The sequence below is a fragment of the Schlegelella aquatica genome, assembly GCF_026013905.1.
Classification (GTDB): Bacteria; Pseudomonadota; Gammaproteobacteria; order Burkholderiales; family Burkholderiaceae_C; genus Caldimonas; species Caldimonas aquatica.
Genome location: NZ_CP110257.1, coordinates 1,597,761 through 1,612,560 on the forward strand (window position 1 = coordinate 1,597,761; position 14,800 = coordinate 1,612,560).

General features: G+C 68.4%; 16 protein-coding genes. 12 read left to right on the forward strand and 4 right to left on the reverse strand.

What is annotated here, in order from left to right:
• Nucleotides 1-90: 90 nt before the first annotated feature.
• Nucleotides 91-1,830, forward strand: coding sequence for a thiosulfohydrolase SoxB (gene soxB, locus OMP39_RS07190; RefSeq protein ID WP_264894298.1), 1,740 nt, complete (start codon nucleotides 91-93; stop codon nucleotides 1,828-1,830).
• Between the two features lie 159 nt (nucleotides 1,831-1,989).
• The gene (locus OMP39_RS07195; RefSeq protein WP_264894299.1) at nucleotides 1,990-2,346 is read left to right on the forward strand and encodes an ArsR/SmtB family transcription factor; all 357 of its coding nucleotides are present in this window, start codon (nucleotides 1,990-1,992) and stop codon (nucleotides 2,344-2,346) included.
• 46 nt (nucleotides 2,347-2,392) lie between these two features.
• Here OMP39_RS07195 and OMP39_RS07200 read toward each other — a convergent pair whose 3' ends face one another.
• A complete protein-coding gene (locus OMP39_RS07200) occupies nucleotides 2,393-2,938 on the reverse strand; it encodes an NUDIX hydrolase (protein ID WP_264894300.1) in 546 nt (181 codons plus the stop codon).
• Nucleotides 2,939-3,027: 89 nt separating this feature from the next.
• Here OMP39_RS07200 and OMP39_RS07205 point away from each other — a divergent pair, with 89 nt between their 5' ends.
• Nucleotides 3,028-3,723, forward strand: a complete 696-nt coding sequence (locus OMP39_RS07205; RefSeq protein ID WP_264894301.1) for a fumarylacetoacetate hydrolase family protein — start codon at nucleotides 3,028-3,030, stop codon at nucleotides 3,721-3,723.
• 10 nt (nucleotides 3,724-3,733) lie between these two features.
• On the opposite strand, the gene OMP39_RS15405 is transcribed toward OMP39_RS07205, so the two are convergent.
• The gene (locus tag OMP39_RS15405) at nucleotides 3,734-4,351 is read right to left on the reverse strand and encodes a chorismate--pyruvate lyase family protein (protein ID WP_425340667.1); all 618 of its coding nucleotides are present in this window, start codon (nucleotides 4,349-4,351) and stop codon (nucleotides 3,734-3,736) included.
• On the opposite strand from OMP39_RS15405, the gene maiA reads away from it, so the two are divergent.
• The 5 genes from maiA to phbB all read left to right on the forward strand — a co-directional run bounded on the left by maiA (nucleotide 4,350) and on the right by phbB (nucleotide 9,954).
• The gene (maiA, locus tag OMP39_RS07210) at nucleotides 4,350-4,991 is read left to right on the forward strand and encodes a maleylacetoacetate isomerase (RefSeq protein ID WP_264894302.1); all 642 of its coding nucleotides are present in this window, start codon (nucleotides 4,350-4,352) and stop codon (nucleotides 4,989-4,991) included. The two genes, OMP39_RS15405 and maiA, sit on opposite strands and share 2 nt — an antisense overlap.
• Nucleotides 4,992-5,006: 15 nt before the next feature.
• Nucleotides 5,007-5,786 carry a peptidoglycan editing factor PgeF gene (gene pgeF, locus OMP39_RS07215; RefSeq protein ID WP_264894303.1) on the forward strand — a complete coding sequence of 260 codons (780 nt, stop codon included), beginning with the start codon at nucleotides 5,007-5,009 and terminating at the stop codon, nucleotides 5,784-5,786.
• A gap of 390 nt (nucleotides 5,787-6,176) precedes the next feature.
• Nucleotides 6,177-7,883 (forward strand): PHA/PHB synthase family protein, encoded by a 1,707-nt coding sequence (locus tag OMP39_RS07225; protein WP_425340668.1) that lies wholly within the window; start codon nucleotides 6,177-6,179, stop codon nucleotides 7,881-7,883.
• Nucleotides 7,884-7,932: 49 nt separating this feature from the next.
• Nucleotides 7,933-9,111: an acetyl-CoA C-acetyltransferase gene (locus tag OMP39_RS07230; protein ID WP_264894304.1), complete on the forward strand. Its 1,179-nt coding sequence runs from the start codon at nucleotides 7,933-7,935 to the stop codon at nucleotides 9,109-9,111.
• A gap of 105 nt (nucleotides 9,112-9,216) precedes the next feature.
• Entirely contained in the window at nucleotides 9,217-9,954 is a 738-nt protein-coding gene (gene phbB, locus OMP39_RS07235; RefSeq protein ID WP_264894305.1) for an acetoacetyl-CoA reductase, read from the forward strand.
• 136 nt (nucleotides 9,955-10,090) lie between these two features.
• Here phbB and mnmH read toward each other — a convergent pair whose 3' ends face one another.
• Together mnmH and OMP39_RS07245 are read right to left on the reverse strand one after the other, a co-directional pair.
• On the reverse strand, nucleotides 10,091-11,170 hold the full coding sequence (gene mnmH / locus OMP39_RS07240) for a tRNA 2-selenouridine(34) synthase MnmH (RefSeq protein ID WP_264894306.1): 1,080 nt from the start codon (nucleotides 11,168-11,170) through the stop codon (nucleotides 10,091-10,093).
• Between the two features lie 39 nt (nucleotides 11,171-11,209).
• Nucleotides 11,210-11,800, reverse strand: coding sequence for an arylesterase (locus tag OMP39_RS07245; RefSeq protein ID WP_264894307.1), 591 nt, complete (start codon nucleotides 11,798-11,800; stop codon nucleotides 11,210-11,212).
• A gap of 67 nt (nucleotides 11,801-11,867) precedes the next feature.
• On the opposite strand from OMP39_RS07245, the gene OMP39_RS07250 reads away from it, so the two are divergent.
• The 4 genes from OMP39_RS07250 (at nucleotide 11,868) to OMP39_RS07265 (ending at nucleotide 14,795) form a co-directional block, all read left to right on the forward strand.
• A complete protein-coding gene (locus OMP39_RS07250; protein ID WP_264894308.1) occupies nucleotides 11,868-12,566 on the forward strand; it encodes an ABC transporter ATP-binding protein in 699 nt (232 codons plus the stop codon).
• 9 nt (nucleotides 12,567-12,575) lie between these two features.
• The gene (rlmB, locus tag OMP39_RS07255; protein WP_264894309.1) at nucleotides 12,576-13,343 is read left to right on the forward strand and encodes a 23S rRNA (guanosine(2251)-2'-O)-methyltransferase RlmB; all 768 of its coding nucleotides are present in this window, start codon (nucleotides 12,576-12,578) and stop codon (nucleotides 13,341-13,343) included.
• A gap of 134 nt (nucleotides 13,344-13,477) precedes the next feature.
• The gene (gene upp, locus OMP39_RS07260) at nucleotides 13,478-14,110 is read left to right on the forward strand and encodes a uracil phosphoribosyltransferase (protein WP_264894310.1); all 633 of its coding nucleotides are present in this window, start codon (nucleotides 13,478-13,480) and stop codon (nucleotides 14,108-14,110) included.
• A gap of 244 nt (nucleotides 14,111-14,354) precedes the next feature.
• Nucleotides 14,355-14,795, forward strand: coding sequence for a type 1 periplasmic-binding domain-containing protein (locus OMP39_RS07265; RefSeq protein WP_264894311.1), 441 nt, complete (start codon nucleotides 14,355-14,357; stop codon nucleotides 14,793-14,795).
• Nucleotides 14,796-14,800: the final 5 nt, after the last annotated feature.

Below are 14,800 nucleotides of genomic sequence, written 5' to 3' on the forward strand. Positions count from 1 at the left end.
TCGCAGGTGCGGCCGCTCGACGATACTCGTGACGGCGCAACGCGCCGCGATGATGGCGCCACGGCTCGGCCGTGGTGCGAAGGTGGCAGCATGAATCTTTCCAAACGCGAGTTCCTCCACGTGCTCGGCGCGGCCTCGGTGGCCGGCATGAGCCTGTCCCGGTACGCCGAGGCCGACGCCGCGACGGCGCAGCGCGGCCTCTACGACATTCCGCGTTTCGGCAACGTGTCGTTCCTGCACATGACCGATTGCCACGCGCAGCTCAAGCCCATCTACTTCCGCGAGCCCAGCGTCAACTTGGGCGTCGGCGGCATGAAGGGGCAGTGGCCCCACCGGGTGGGAGAGGAGTTCTTGCGCTCGGCCGGCCTGCGCCCCGGCACGCCGCAGGCGCATGCCTTCACGTACCTGGATTTCGAGCGGGCCGCGCGCCGCTACGGCCGCGTCGGCGGTTTCGCGCACCTCGCCACGCTGGTCAAGCAGCTCAAGGCGAGTCGACCGGGAGCTCTCTTGCTGGACGGCGGCGACACCTGGCAGGGCTCGGCGACCTCTTTGTGGACGCGCGCGCAGGACATGGTGGATGCCTGCAAGCTGCTCGGCGTGGACATCATGACCGGGCACTGGGAGTTCACCTATGGCCAGGATCGCGTCAAGGAACTGGTGGAAAAGGACCTGGCCGGGCGCATCGAGTTCGTCGCGCAGAACGTGAAGACGGCCGACTTCGGCGACCCGGTCTTCAAGCCCTACGTGCTGCGCGAGATCAATGGCGTTCCCTGCGCGGTGATCGGGCAGGCCTTCCCCTACACGCCGATCGCCAACCCGCGGTACTTCGTGTCCGAATGGAGCTTCGGTATCCAGGACGACAACCTCCAACAGATGGTGGACGAGGTGCGGGCCAAGGGCGCCCAAGTGGTGGTCGTCTTGTCGCACAACGGCATGGACGTGGACCTCAAGATGGCTTCGCGCGTGCGCGGCGTGGATGCGATCCTCGGCGGACACACTCACGACGGCATTCCGGTGGCCATTCCGGTGCGCAACGCCGGCGGGACGACGCTCGTCACGAACGCGGGCAGCAACGGCAAGTTCCTCGGCGTGATGGACTTCGACGTCAAGGGCGGCAAGGTGGTGGACTTCCGCTATCGGCTCCTGCCGGTGTTCTCGAACCAGCTGGTGCCCGATCCCGAGATGGAGGCGCTGATTCAGCGTGTGCGCGCACCGTACGAGGCCCAGCTCTCGGAGAAGCTGGCGGTGACCGATACGCTGCTTTATCGGCGCGGCAACTTCAACGGCACCTGGGACCAGCTCATCTGCGATGCGCTGATGGAGGTGCAAGGCGCGCAGATCGCGTTCTCGCCCGGCTTCCGCTGGGGCACGACGCTGCTGCCGGGCGACGTCATCACGCGAGAGCTGATGATGGACCAGCTGGCCATCACCTACCCGTATGCCACGCTGACCGAGATGCGCGGGGAGATGATCAAGACCGTGCTGGAAGACGTGGCGGACAACCTCTTCAACCCCGATCCGTACTACCAGCAAGGCGGCGACATGGTGCGCGTGGGCGGCCTCACCTACACCTGCGATCCGGCCCAGAAGATGGGCCAGCGCATCAGCGACATGCGCCTGAACGGCAAGCCCATCGAGGCCGACAAGACCTACAAGGTGGCTGGCTGGGCGCCGGTGTCCGAGGAGGTCCGCAACCAGCCTGGCATCAAGCCCGTGTGGGAGCACGTGGAGGCGTGGCTCAAGGCGCAGGGCGGGCGGGTCGGGCCGCGGCGGCTCAACACGCCGAAGCTGGTCGGCGTACAAGGCAACCCGGGCATCGCCGCGGCCTGACGCTCTTGGGCTTCGACTGCCGGCGGCCGCCCCTCGGCGGGAGGACGCCGGTTCGGGCCGGGATTGCCTGTCACGCGAGGGCGGGCAGGGCGGGGGATTCCCGGCTGCGCGTCCTGCCGTGAATCGCTATATTCAAGAGCACGCATACCGGCAACCAGCATGGATCTCAAGCGCAGCGAGGATCGGGTCTTCGAGTCGGCTGCCGAGCTTTTCTCGGTGCTGGCCACGCCCATCCGTCTGAAGATCATCAGCGCCCTGTGCAACGGGGAAAAGAACGTCTCGGAACTGCTCCAGCAGATCGATACGACGCAGCCCAACATGTCGCAGCACCTCGCGATGCTGTACCGCTGCGGTGTGCTGGGCAAGCGTCGCGAGGGCACCCAGATCTACTACCGGCTCGAAAGCGCTCGGGTTGCCGAGTTGTGCCGGGTCGTGTGCACGCAGATCGCAATGGAACTGGACCCGGAGGCTGAGATCGACTCCCGCGAGCGCCTGCGCACCGCTGTGCGGGGATGACCCAGGGGCTCACCAGCCGGATGGCCCCCGCGGGAGGGGCTGCGCGTCAGCCGATGTCTCCCGTATGCAGCTCGAACCGGCCGCGGGCGCGGTCCTCGAAGTAATGCCTCAGCGTTTCGCGCACCGTGCGGAAGGCAATCTCGTCCCAGGGCACCTCCGACTCCCGGAACAGGCGGGCCTCGATCGTCTCGGGGCCCGGCTCGAAGCGCGTGTCGAGCAGTCGGGCCCGATAGAACAGGTGCACCTGCCCGACGCGCACGACATTGAGCAGGGTGTAGAGCCCCTGCAACTCCACGCGCGCACCGGCTTCCTCCTCGGTCTCGCGCACGGCGCCCTGTTCCGTCGTCTCGCCGAGCTCCATGAAGCCGGCGGGCAGCGTCCACAGCCCGTACCGGGGCTCGATGTTGCGTCGGCACAGCAGCACCTGATCCTCCCAGACCGGGAGGGTGCCGACCACGTTCAACGGGTTTTCGTAGTGGATCGTGCCGCAGGCCGGACACACGGCCCGCTCCCGGTTGTCGTCGACGGGGATGACGTACTGCACCGCGGTGCCGCAAGCCCGGCAAAACTTGATTTGTCGCGCAAGAAGCATGGGGGCAGTGTAGCGGGTCACCCGAGGCGGCTGCCGCCTGCGTGCGAACGCGCTAGCATGGGCTGTTCCAACCTCGAGAGGAGTTCAACTTGACGGACGTGATTCAAGCGCCACCCGTGCCTCGGGTGCCGGTGCGCGGCGGCGGGCTCTTTCCGGTGCGCAGGATCTATTGTGTGGGCCGCAACTACGTGGAACACGCCATCGAGATGGGGCACACCGGGCGGGAGGCGCCGTTCTTCTTCCTGAAACCGGCCGACGCCGTGGTGCCGGTGGACGAGGGCGCCCTGGGCAGCATGCACTACCCGAGTCTCACGAAGAATCTGCACCACGAGTTGGAGCTGGTCGTGGCCATCGGCCAGGGCGGCAGGGACATTCCCGCGGGCCAGGCCTTGGAGCATGTGTGGGGCTACGCGGTGGGCCTGGACATGACCCGGCGGGACCTGCAGAACGAGATGAAAAAGCAGGGGCGCCCCTGGTGCATCGGCAAGGGCTTCGAGGAGGCGGCGCCGATCGGCCCGATCGTGCGCGCGAGCGAAGCGCCCGGCGTGCTCGACGCGGAGATCCGGCTCGAGGTCAACGGTGAGGTGCGGCAGCGCAGTCGCACCAGCAAGCTGATCTGGAGCGTGCCCGAGATCATCGAGCACCTGTCGTCCGCGTGGACGCTCGCCCCGGGGGATCTGATCTTCACCGGCACACCGGAAGGGGTGGGGGCCGTGGTGAGTGGCGATCTTCTCGAGGGCCACATCGAGGGCCTGCCCCCCTTGCGTGTGCGCATCGTCGACTGAGGCGAGCGGCTCAACGCCTTCGAGCCGGGGGAGGCAAAGGCCGCCGCTCGGCGACGCTCGGGCTGAAGACTTCGATCAGCGCCAGACGGCTCGCTCGCTGGCGAAAGACCGATCGCCGCGCCCACCGCGGGCCGCGGCCGCGGACCCCCGCCCGGTCGGCTCGCCGGCCGAGCGGGTGGGCAGCGGGGAGCTTGCACCACTGCATCGAGGCGCGGCGGATGCGCCCGTCGCCGAAGAGCAGTTCGGCCAGAGGCCGGGTGCCCAGCCCCCGCAGCGCCCGCCAAGGGCCCCGCCGGGCGCTCGATTCGACCCCACTGCACGCGTAAACCAAGGGGAGCCCGTCGGCGTGCAGGGCCACTTCGCGCAGGTGCCGCAAGGGGCGTCCCTGCCTCAGGGCGAGCAGGGGGCTGCGTGCCCCGACGGGGCCCGACTGGCGCCGCACTTCCACCGCGAACCGGTGGCTCGTGCGCTTCAGATGGGCGGTGAGCGAGCCGGCCGCCGCGAGCCAGCGGCGCAGCGTTCGGGTGGCAGGCGGGCAGGCAGACCAACGAAGCATCGGACGGTGCGAAAGGCAAGGCCGCGATGATAGCCACCCGGGCGAGCGCGGCCTCGCTACACTGCGGCGCATGAAGCTCTACAACTACTTCCGATCCTCGGCCTCGTTTCGGGTGCGCATCGCGCTGGCGCTCAAGGGGCTGGCGTACGAGTACGTGCCGGTGCATCTGGTCAAGGGAGAGCAGCTCACGGCCGACTACGCCGGTCTCGCGCCGGCGCGGCTGGTGCCACTGCTCGTCGATGGCGAGCAGCGCCTCAGCCAGTCGCTGGCCATCATCGAGTACCTGGACGAAGTCCAGCCGGAACCGCCGCTGCTACCCCGGGATGCGGCCGGCCGGGCGCGCGTGCGCTCCCTGGCGCTGGACATCGCCTGCGAGATCCACCCCCTCAACAACCTGCGGGTGCTCAAGTACCTGAAGGATCAGCTCGGCGTCAGCGAAGAGGCCAAGAATGCCTGGTACCGGCACTGGGTGGAATCCGGGCTGGAGGTGGTGGAAGCCCGGCTGCGCGACGAGGCCGGCACGGGCCGCTACTGTCACGGGGATCGACCCACGCTGGCCGACTGCGTGCTGGTGCCGCAAATCTTCAATGCCCAACGCTTCGACTGCCGCCTCGATCACCTGCCCACTGTCATGCGCGTGTTCGAGCAGTGCATGCAGCATCCCGCCTTCGTGGCGGCCCAGCCTTCCCGCTGTCCTGACGCTCAGGGCTGAATCGGCCTCGCGACGATGACAGCCGCACCGCTCGCCGACCTGCGCTCTGGCTGGATCACCCCAGAGTGGGATGCCCCGGCTGGCGTTCGGGCGGTGATGACGACGCGCTGTGCCGGCCTCGGTGCCGCGCCCTACCGGGGCTTCAACCTCGCCTTGCATGTCGGTGACGATCCGCACACCGTCGAGCGTCATCGGCAATGGCTCGCGCAGGCGATCGGAGCGCGACCCGTGTTCCTGGACCAGGTGCACGGGTGCACCGTCGTGCGCCTTTCCATGCCCGCAAGCGACGCCTTGCCGAGGGCCGACGGCGCCTGGACGAGCGAGCCCGGCCTGGCGTGCGTCGTGATGGTCGCCGACTGTCTGCCCGTGCTTTTCGCTGCGCCGCAAGGCCGCGGGGTGGCCGCGGCCCATGCGGGTTGGCGCGGGCTGGCCGGTGGCGTCCTGGAGGCCACCTTGCACGCGCTGTGCGAGGGCACCGGATCGCGCCCGGATGAGATCGTGACCTGGCTCGGACCTTGCATCGGCCCACGCCGGTTCGAGGTGGGAGAGGATGTGCTTATGGCCTTCGAGGAGTCGATAGGCCCCGAGGCGCGGGGGCATTTCCACCCGGCTTCTTCCGGGAAGTGGCGGGCCGACCTCGCCGGGCTGGCCCGCACGCGCCTGGCGCGGGCGGGCGTTCGGCAGGTGACGGGCGGCCGCTGGTGCACCGTCGAGGACGACTCAAGGTTCTATTCGTTCCGGCGAGACCGTGTCACCGGGCGCATGGCGGCGCTCGTCTGGATCGAGCGTGGGTGACGCCAGGGGCAAGGGGCCGACAGCGCGGGCGGCGTGTGCAGCCTGTGCCGCCCGGCGCGCACGCCGCCGACCGGGCGTGCCGAGGAGGTACGTCACCAGCGCCACCGGCGCAGCGCCGTACAGGATGAACGTGAAGACCGCGCCCAGGACGGTGCCTTGCGTGTGCGTGGCTTCGGCCACGGCCATCATAAGCGCAATGTAGAGCCAGACGATTGCGACCAGGTACATCGAGGAGAGCCAGTGAAAAGGCAAACGAGCCCGATTGATAAACGTCAACGCACGACGACGACGAAGACCGGCAAAGCGAGCCAGGCAGTGTACAAACGGGCCGCAGGACATGCGGGCGGCCCGGCGCGAAACCCCGATGGCCCCCTCGATGGCGAGGACAAGATGAAACAGCAGCAAGCGGGCGAGCACGAGACCGGGGCTCGGGAAGCCAGTGCCGCGCCCTTTTTCGGCGCCATGCCTTCGCTGGAAGCCGTGTGGACCCAGCTGAAAGGGGTGCAGGCGGCACCGGTGCCGATGCAGCGCTGGGCCATGCTGCAGGCCGAGTACCTGCGCGAGGCGGCCGAGATCTGGAACAAGACCATCTTGCACGCCGGGCAGGGGCTGTCCTTGCCGGACCGGCGCTTTTCCGACGAGGCCTGGACCCAGAATCCGGCCGCGGCCTACATGGCTGCGATGTACCTGCTGAACGCCCGCACGATGATGCAGCTGGCCGAGAGCGTGCAGGCCGACCACAAGACGAAGGCCCGCATCCGGTTCGCCGTGCAGCAGTGGATCGATGCCACCGCGCCGAGCAACTTCTTCGCACTCAACCCGGAGGCGCAGCGCAAGGCCCTCGAGAGCAGGGGCCAGAGCATCGCGCAGGGAGTGCAGCACTTGCTGGAGGACGTCCGGCGCGGGCATCTGTCGCAGACGGACGAGTCGATGTTCGAGGTGGGGCGCAACGTCGCCACGACCGAAGGCAGCGTGATCTACGAGAACGAGCTGTTCCAGCTGATCGAGTACGCGCCGCGCACCGCCGACGTGTACGAGCGCCCCTTGCTGATCGTGCCGCCGTGCATCAACAAGTACTACATCCTGGATCTGCAGCCCGAGAACTCGTTCGTGCGCTATGCGGCGGACCAGGGCTTGCGGGTCTTCCTCATCAGCTGGCGCAATGCCGACGAGTCCATCGCCAAGCGCACGTGGGACGATTACATCGCAGACGCGGTGATTCGCGCCATCGGGATCGTCCAGGACGTGGCCAAGCAGGAGCAGATCAACACGCTGGGCTTTTGCGTCGGCGGCACGATGCTGGGCACGGCACTGGCGGTGCTTGCCGGTCGCGGTGAGCAGCCGGCGGGGAGCTTGACGCTGCTGACGTCGTTCCTCGATTTCAGCAACACCGGCGTGCTCGACATCTTCGTCGATGAGGCGTCCGTGCGCGTGCGCGAGATGACCATCGGAGAGCAGAGCCCCACCGGCGGGGGGCTCCTGCAGGGGCGCGATCTGGCGGCGACCTTCTCGTTCCTGCGCCCCAACGACCTCGTCTGGAACTACGTGGTGGGCAACTACCTCAAGGGGGAGACGCCTCCTCCCTTCGACTTGCTGTACTGGAACTCGGACAGCACGAACCTGCCCGGCCCGATGTATTGCTGGTACCTGCGCAACACCTACCTCGAGAACAACCTGGCGCAGCCCGGCAAGGTCAAGGTGTGCGGCGTGCCGGTGGACTTCGGGCGTATCGAGGCACCGGCTTTCATCTACGGCTCGCGAGAAGATCACATCGTGCCGTGGGAAGGAGCCTACGCCTCGACGCGCCTGCTCAAAGGCGACAAGCGCTTCGTGCTGGGGGCCTCCGGGCACATCGCCGGAGTCATCAACCCGCCGGCCAAGAACAAGCGCAGCCACTGGCTGAACCCGGAACTGCCTGCGGATGCGCACGCCTGGCTGGCCGGGGCCACCGAACACCCGGGAAGCTGGTGGCCCCGGTGGTCGGAATGGATCACCTCGCATTCCGGCAAGCAGGTGGCGGCACCCAAGAGCCCCGGCAACCGGACGTACCGGCCGATCGAGCCGGCGCCGGGCCGGTATGTCAAGCAACGGGCCTGAGGGCATTCCGTTGCCGCACCCGAATTCGGACACACATCAGGAGCGACTCATGAGCGACATCGTCATCGTTTCGGCCGTGCGCACGGCCATCGGCAAGTTCGGCGGCAGCCTGTCCAAGACGCCGGCCACCGAACTGGGGGCGGTGGCCATCGCCGAGGCGCTGCGGCGCGCCGGCCTCCAGGGCGAGCAGGTCAGCGAGGTGATCTTCGGCCAGGTGCTCCAGGCCGGCTGCGGGCAGAACCCGGCGCGGCAAGCGGCGATCAAAGCCGGCCTGCCCCATGCGGTTCCCGCCATGACGATCAACAAGGTGTGCGGCTCCGGCCTCAAGGCCGTGATGCTCGCCGCCCAGGCGATTCGCGACGGGGATGCCGAGATCGTCGTGGCCGGCGGGCAGGAGAACATGAGCCTCGCGCCGCACGTGCTCCTCGGCTCGCGCGAGGGGCAGCGCATGGGTGACTGGAAGATGATCGACTCGATGATCACCGACGGCCTGTGGGACGTCTACAACCAGTACCACATGGGCATCACGGCCGAGAACGTCGCGAAGAAGTACGGCATCTCGCGCGAGATGCAGGACGAGCTGGCATTGGAGTCGCAGCGTAAGGCGACCGCGGCGCAGGATGCGGGGAAGTTCAAGGACGAGATCGTGCCGGTGATGCTGCCGCAGAAGAAGGGCGAGCCGGTGCCTTTCGATACGGACGAGTTCGTCAACCGCAAGACGAATGCCGAGGCGCTGGCCGGACTGAGGCCCGCCTTCGACAAGAGCGGAAGCGTCACGGCCGGCAATGCCTCGGGCATCAACGACGGTGCGGCGGCGGTGGTGGTGATGAGCGCGCGCAAGGCCGAGCAGCTGGGCCTGAAGCCGCTGGCGCGCGTTGCCTCGTATGCCAGTGCCGGCCTCGATCCCGCCTACATGGGCATGGGACCGGTGCCCGCCGCACGCAAGGCGCTGGAGCGCGCGGGCTGGAAGCCGGCGGACCTGGACCTGCTCGAGATCAACGAGGCGTTCGCGGCCCAGGCGTGTGCGGTGCACAAGGAAATGGGCTGGGACACGAGCAAGGTCAACGTCAACGGCGGGGCCATCGCGCTCGGTCACCCGATCGGCGCCTCGGGCTGCCGCATCCTGGTCACGCTGTTGCACGAGATGGCAAGGCGCGATGCGCACAAGGGGATCGCGTCGCTGTGCATCGGGGGTGGCATGGGTGTGGCGCTCACGGTGGAACGCTGAGCGGCACGCGCGGCGACGGGGGGCAGGGGGAACACGGGTTGACCGCAGCGGCGAACGGCGCAACCCTCGTCACGACGAGACTGGTTTTTCGAAGGAGCAACGACAATGACACAAAGAGTCGCTTACGTCACAGGCGGCATGGGAGGCATCGGTACCGCGATCTGCCAGCGGCTGGCCAAGATGGGCTACAAGGTGATCGCGGGCTGCGGCCCCAGCCGAGACTACGAGAAGTGGCTTGCGCAGCAGCGCGAGCTGGGCTTCACGTTCTATGCTTCGGTGGGCAACGTCGCCGACTGGGAATCCACGGTCGAGGCGTTCTCGAAGGCCAAGGCCGAGCACGGGCCGATCGACGTGCTGGTGAACAACGCCGGCATCACGCGGGACCGCATGTTCCTCAAGATGACGCCGGAAGACTGGCACGCGGTGATCGACACCAACCTCAACTCGATGTTCAACGTCACCAAGCAGGTCGTGCCGGACATGGTCGAGCGCGGGTGGGGCCGGATCATCCAGATCAGCTCGGTCAACGGCGAGAAGGGGCAAGCCGGGCAGACCAACTACTCGGCCGCCAAGGCCGGCATGCATGGCTTCACCATGGCGCTCGCCCAGGAGCTCGCGGCCAAGGGCGTGACGGTCAACACGGTGAGCCCCGGCTACATCGGTACCGACATGGTCCGTTCGATCAAGCCCGAGATCCTCGAGAAGATCATCGCGACCATCCCCGTGCGGCGGCTCGGCACGCCGGAAGAGATCGCCTCCATCGTGGGCTGGTTGGCCTCGGACGAGTCCGGTTTTGCCACGGGGGCGGACTTCTCGATCAACGGCGGCTTGCACATGCACTGAAGCGCACACCGAGGGCCGCGTGCGCGGCCCGGCTTCGGGCGGCCGGGCGCCGGGCCTTATGTCTTTGCCCCCGGGGCTTGCGCCCCACCCCCCGAGGGTGGTGACGGCCCGGCTTCGGGCGGCCGGGCGCCAAGCCTCACGCCGGCAAGGCGGTGTTTTCGCCGGCGAGGAGTTCGGCCGCGACCCGGGTCAGTTCGTCCGGATCTCCGGAGCGTGGCTGCACGACGCGGGCCTGCTCGAAGTGGGCGAAGTTGCGCTGCATGGACTTGAGATAGACCGGGTCGTAGTGGGTGTGCATCAGCTCGAGGCAGACCTGGGCCATCTCGCCGCCGCGGGCCAGGGCTTTCCAGCGGTCCACCACGGCGCGGCCGCGCAGCTCGACGAGGCACTCGAGCTGTCGCTCGAAAAGGTCCACGTCGCGCAGGAAGAAGTCGTAGTCCTCCATCAGCAACCGCACGCGCGACTCGTCGGGCAGTTCCACGCGGATGCACTCCGAATCGCGGCGCATACGCTCCATGAGCACCTCCGGCACGCGCAGGTTGCCGACCTTTCGGCTTTCGCTTTCCACGTAGACGGGGCGAGCAGGGTCGAAGCCACGCAGCTCATGCCAGATCCGCGTCTCGAAGTGCTTCTGCGACGGCTGCGGCTGCCCGGGCAGCACACCGAGCACCGAGCCGCGGTGGCAGGCCAGGCCCTCCAGATCGAGGACCTGCGCCCCGGCTGCGCGCAGCGCCTGCAACAGCCGCGTCTTGCCGCTACCGGTGCGTCCGCACACCACCCGCAAGTCCAGCTTGGCGGGTAGGCGGTCGAGGTCCTCGCGGACCTGTGCGCGGAAGGCTTTGTAGCCGCCTTCGAGCACGCAGGTGCGAAAGCCGATCTGGTCCAGGACCAGCGCGAGCGAGCCGGACCGCTTGCCGCCGCGCCAGCAATAGACGAGCGGCTTCCAGTGCTTGGGTCGCCCGGGCATTTCACGCTCGAGGTGCGCCGCGATGTTGCGCGAGACGAGGGCGGCCCCCACCTTGCGGGCCTCGAAGGCCGAGACCTGCTTGTAGATCGTGCCGACTCGCGCGCGCTCCTCGTCGTCGAGCACGGGCCAATTGACCGCTGCGGGCAGGCGGTCCTCGGCGTACTCGGCGGGAGACCGAGCGTCGATGACGGTGTCGAACTCTGCCAGCCGAGCCAGGGCCTCGGCGGCGGTGACGAACTGTACGGCCATGCGGTATTGTCGCCCGCCCGCGGGTGGCGGCGCTCGGGCTCAGCGTCGCTTGAGCATGCGTTCCAGCACCGGCCACACGTTTTCGAGCAGGCGTTCCTGGGCCGACTCGTTGGGGTGGATGCGATCCGGCTGGAACCAGTGCTCGGCGCCGGGCACGTCGGCGATGCCCTGAAGAAAGAAGGGCACGAGTTCGGTTTTCCGCTCGCGTGCCACCTCGCGGAAGAGGCCGCTGAACTCCTCGCCGTACTTCCTGCCGTAGTTGGGGGGCATGCGCATGCCGACCAGCAGCACCTGCGCCCCGGCCTCCTGGGCCGCGAGCACCATGGCCTCGAGGTTCGAGCGGGTCATCTCCAGCGGCAGGCCCCGGAGGGCGTCGTTGCCTCCGAGTTCGATCACGACGTGGGTGGGGCGATGCTGCTGGAGCAGCGCCGGCAGGCGGGAGCGGCCGCCGGAGGTGGTCTCGCCACTGATGCTCGCGTTGACCACCTCGGCCTTGACACCCTCGCGCTCGAGCCGCTGCTTGAGCAACGCCACCCAGCCGCTGCCGCGTCGCAACCCGTACTCGGCCGACAAGCTGTCGCCCAGCACGAGAATCTTCGCGCGGGCGGCGCCTCGGGCATGTGGGGCCATCGCCCCCAGGGCGAGAACGGCCCCGAGTTGCAGGATAAAGTCGCGGCGTCGATTCTCAAGGCACGTCATGTCCCAACCCATCATCGTCGTGGAGCGTTTGACCAAGCGCGTGAAGGACTCCACCGGGGAACTCACGATTCTGCAGGATATCGATTTCGCCCTCATGCCGAGGGAATCGGTGGCGATCGTGGGTGCCTCGGGCTCCGGCAAGTCGACGTTGTTGGGGATCATCGCCGGGCTGGACACGCCGAGCGAGGGCACCGTGCGGCTGGCCGGGCAGGACCTGTTTGCGCTGGACGAGGACGCGCGAGCCGCCGTGCGCGCCGAGAAGGTCGGTTTCGTGTTCCAGAGCTTTCAGCTGATGGGCAATCTGACGGCCCTGGAGAACGTGATGCTGCCGCTCGAGTTGCAGGGGCGCCGCGACGCCCGCAAGGCCGCCGGCGAGATGCTGCACCGGGTGGGGCTGGGCGAGCGCCTGCATCACTACCCCAAGGTGCTGTCGGGCGGCGAACAGCAGCGCGTCGCCCTGGCACGCGCCTTCGTGGTGCAACCGGCGCTGCTCCTGGCCGACGAGCCGACGGGCAGCCTCGACTTCGCCACCGGAGAGAAGGTGATGGACCTGATGTTCGAGCTCAACCGGGAGCGCGGGACCACGCTCGTACTGGTGACTCACGACCGGCAGATCGCCGCCCGCTGCGACCGCCAGATCCGGCTTGAAGCCGGACGTGTGGTGCCCATGGAGCCTTCCGAGGTGGCGCTGCCCTAAGATGGGCGGATGAGTGCAAAGATCCTCTTCGGCTTCCACGCCGTCACCGTTCGGCTGAAGACCGCGCCCGAGTCCGTCCAGGAGATCTACTACGACGCGTCCCGACGCGACCAGCGGATGCGGCAGTTCCTTGCCCGCGCGCAGGAAGCAGGGGCCCGGTTGATCGAGAGCGATGACGACAGGCTGCACAAGCTGTGCGGCACCCACCGTCACCAGGGGGTGGTCGCTCGCGTGTCGCCGCTGTCCGCGGTCCGTTCGCTCGACGACTTGCTGGACGCTTTGAGCGAGCCGCCCTTGCTCCTGGTGCTCGACGGCGTGACCGATCCTCACAATCTCGGCGCTTGCCTGCGGGTGGCGGACGGCGCCGGTGCGCACGCCGTCATCGCACCGAAGGACCATGCAGTCGGCGTGAATGCGACGGTAGCGAAGGTGGCGAGCGGTGCGGCAGAGACGATGCCGTACTTCATGGTGACCAACCTCGCGCGCACGCTCGCGGAACTCAAGGAGCGCAACATCTGGGTCATCGGAACGGCCGAAGACGCCCCGAAGACGCTCTACGAGGCGGATCTGCGCGCCGGCGTGGCGCTGGTCCTCGGGGCGGAAGGGCCGGGCATGAGGCAGCTCACGCGCAAGAGCTGCGACGAGCTGGTGCGCATCCCCATGCGTGGGGCGGTCGAGAGCCTGAACGTCTCGGTGGCCAGCGGTGTGTGCCTGTACGAGGCCTTGCGTCAGCGGGCAGCGGCTTCGCCGGCCAGCCTCTCGCCCGGCGGGGCCTGACGTCCGCCTCGGGGGGCGGCCGCCGAGGCCGTGCCCCGGCTGTTCGTGACCACCTGAACCCGCAGGCCGGCGCTCGCTACACTTGCCGCATTGCATCCACCTGCGGCGCGCCGGCAGCGGCCGCCTTTGTCGTCATGCCCGTCATCGAAGTCAAGCACCCCCTCGTCAAGCACAAGGTGGGCCTCATGCGCGAGGCCGACATCTCCACCAAGAAGTTCCGCGAGCTGACGGCGGAAGTGGCGCGCCTCCTCGCCTACGAGGCCACCGCCGACTTCCCGCTCGAGAAGACGACGATCCAGTGCTGGAGCGGCCCGACCGAGGTGGACCAGATCCGCGGCAAGAAGGTCACCGTCGTGCCCATCCTGCGCGCGGGGCTGGGGATGCTGGACGGGGTGCTGGACATGGTTCCCAACGCGAAGATCAGCGTCGTCGGTCTTTCGCGCAACCACGACACGCTGGAGCCCGAGCACTACTTCGAGAAGTTCGTCGGGGACTTGGCCGCGCGCACGGCGCTCATCATCGATCCGATGCTGGCGACCGCGGGATCGATGATCGCCACTGTCGACTTGCTCAAACGCAAGGGCTGCCGCGACATCCGGGCGCTCGTGCTCGTGGCGGCGCCCGAGGGAGTGCGTGCGCTCGACGCCGCGCACCCGGACGTGCGCTGCTGGACGGCGGCCATCGACAGCCACCTCGACGCGCAGGGCTACATCATCCCGGGGCTCGGGGACGCGGGCGACAAGATCTTCGGCACCAAGCACGAGTAGCGGTCGGCTTCTGCCGGACATCCGGGCGCTTCATCGGCTCGCGCGGCAGCGCTTTCATGCGTCTGTCACGCGCCATTGGCACATTTGCCAGTCGTAGGCGGCGGGAAGCTGGCCTACGCTTGAGCGGCGTGGCGCTTGCCGCCGCGTGGGGTGGGGGAGCCTCGCTGCAACACTCCCTTACCTCGTGCCGGGAAACCTTCCGAGGGCAACGGAAACCCAGTGGCCGTTGGCGCAGGAGATCGAGATGAGCCATGGAGTGCGGATCTGGCTGACCGGGTGCCTGGCGGTCGTGATGGCGGCCGTCAGTGCGGAGTTCGCGCGCGCCCATGTGGAGCGGCCATCCTCGGCACGTCACAGCCCTTACGGACCGGGCGAGACCTTGCGCAAGCTCGAAGCCGCCGCTCGGGGCTGCGGCTACTCGGTGCTCGCCAAGGTGTCCGCTCCGGCCGGTGTCGCGTCGGAAGGCGCTGCGCTCGTGCTCGGGCTGCCGGAAGGCGTGACTCCCGTCCTCGTGGACGAGCAGGCCCGGCGCATCGACGCGCCGCTGGCGCTCGTGGTCGTCGCACTGCCCGATGGCAGGGCGGAGGTCCGCTTCCGGGAGCCCCCTGCGGCCGAGGCTGCCGAGGCGCTGGGGCCCGAGGCCGCCGACAGGTTGGCCGCCGTCATCGACACCGCCTTGGCCTGAGCGCC

What these genes read in the sequence shown, in the direction of transcription:
- OMP39_RS07225 (WP_425340668.1), top strand. Translation starts at nt 6,177, where the DNA reads ATGAAACAGCAGCAAGCGGGCGAGCACGAGACCGGGGCTCGGGAAGCC.
- phbB (WP_264894305.1), top strand. Translation starts at nt 9,217, where the DNA reads ATGACACAAAGAGTCGCTTACGTCACAGGCGGCATGGGAGGCATCGGT.
- OMP39_RS07245 (WP_264894307.1), bottom strand. Translation starts at nt 11,800, where the DNA reads ATGGCCCCACATGCCCGAGGCGCCGCCCGCGCGAAGATTCTCGTGCTG.
- pgeF (WP_264894303.1), top strand. Translation starts at nt 5,007, where the DNA reads ATGACAGCCGCACCGCTCGCCGACCTGCGCTCTGGCTGGATCACCCCA.
- OMP39_RS07250 (WP_264894308.1), top strand. Translation starts at nt 11,868, where the DNA reads ATGTCCCAACCCATCATCGTCGTGGAGCGTTTGACCAAGCGCGTGAAG.
- OMP39_RS07265 (WP_264894311.1), top strand. Translation starts at nt 14,355, where the DNA reads ATGAGCCATGGAGTGCGGATCTGGCTGACCGGGTGCCTGGCGGTCGTG.
- OMP39_RS07195 (WP_264894299.1), top strand. Translation starts at nt 1,990, where the DNA reads ATGGATCTCAAGCGCAGCGAGGATCGGGTCTTCGAGTCGGCTGCCGAG.
- OMP39_RS07200 (WP_264894300.1), bottom strand. Translation starts at nt 2,938, where the DNA reads ATGCTTCTTGCGCGACAAATCAAGTTTTGCCGGGCTTGCGGCACCGCG.
- OMP39_RS15405 (WP_425340667.1), bottom strand. Translation starts at nt 4,351, where the DNA reads ATGCGCCGCAGTGTAGCGAGGCCGCGCTCGCCCGGGTGGCTATCATCG.
- upp (WP_264894310.1), top strand. Translation starts at nt 13,478, where the DNA reads ATGCCCGTCATCGAAGTCAAGCACCCCCTCGTCAAGCACAAGGTGGGC.
- mnmH (WP_264894306.1), bottom strand. Translation starts at nt 11,170, where the DNA reads ATGGCCGTACAGTTCGTCACCGCCGCCGAGGCCCTGGCTCGGCTGGCA.
- OMP39_RS07230 (WP_264894304.1), top strand. Translation starts at nt 7,933, where the DNA reads ATGAGCGACATCGTCATCGTTTCGGCCGTGCGCACGGCCATCGGCAAG.
- maiA (WP_264894302.1), top strand. Translation starts at nt 4,350, where the DNA reads ATGAAGCTCTACAACTACTTCCGATCCTCGGCCTCGTTTCGGGTGCGC.
- rlmB (WP_264894309.1), top strand. Translation starts at nt 12,576, where the DNA reads ATGAGTGCAAAGATCCTCTTCGGCTTCCACGCCGTCACCGTTCGGCTG.
- soxB (WP_264894298.1), top strand. Translation starts at nt 91, where the DNA reads ATGAATCTTTCCAAACGCGAGTTCCTCCACGTGCTCGGCGCGGCCTCG.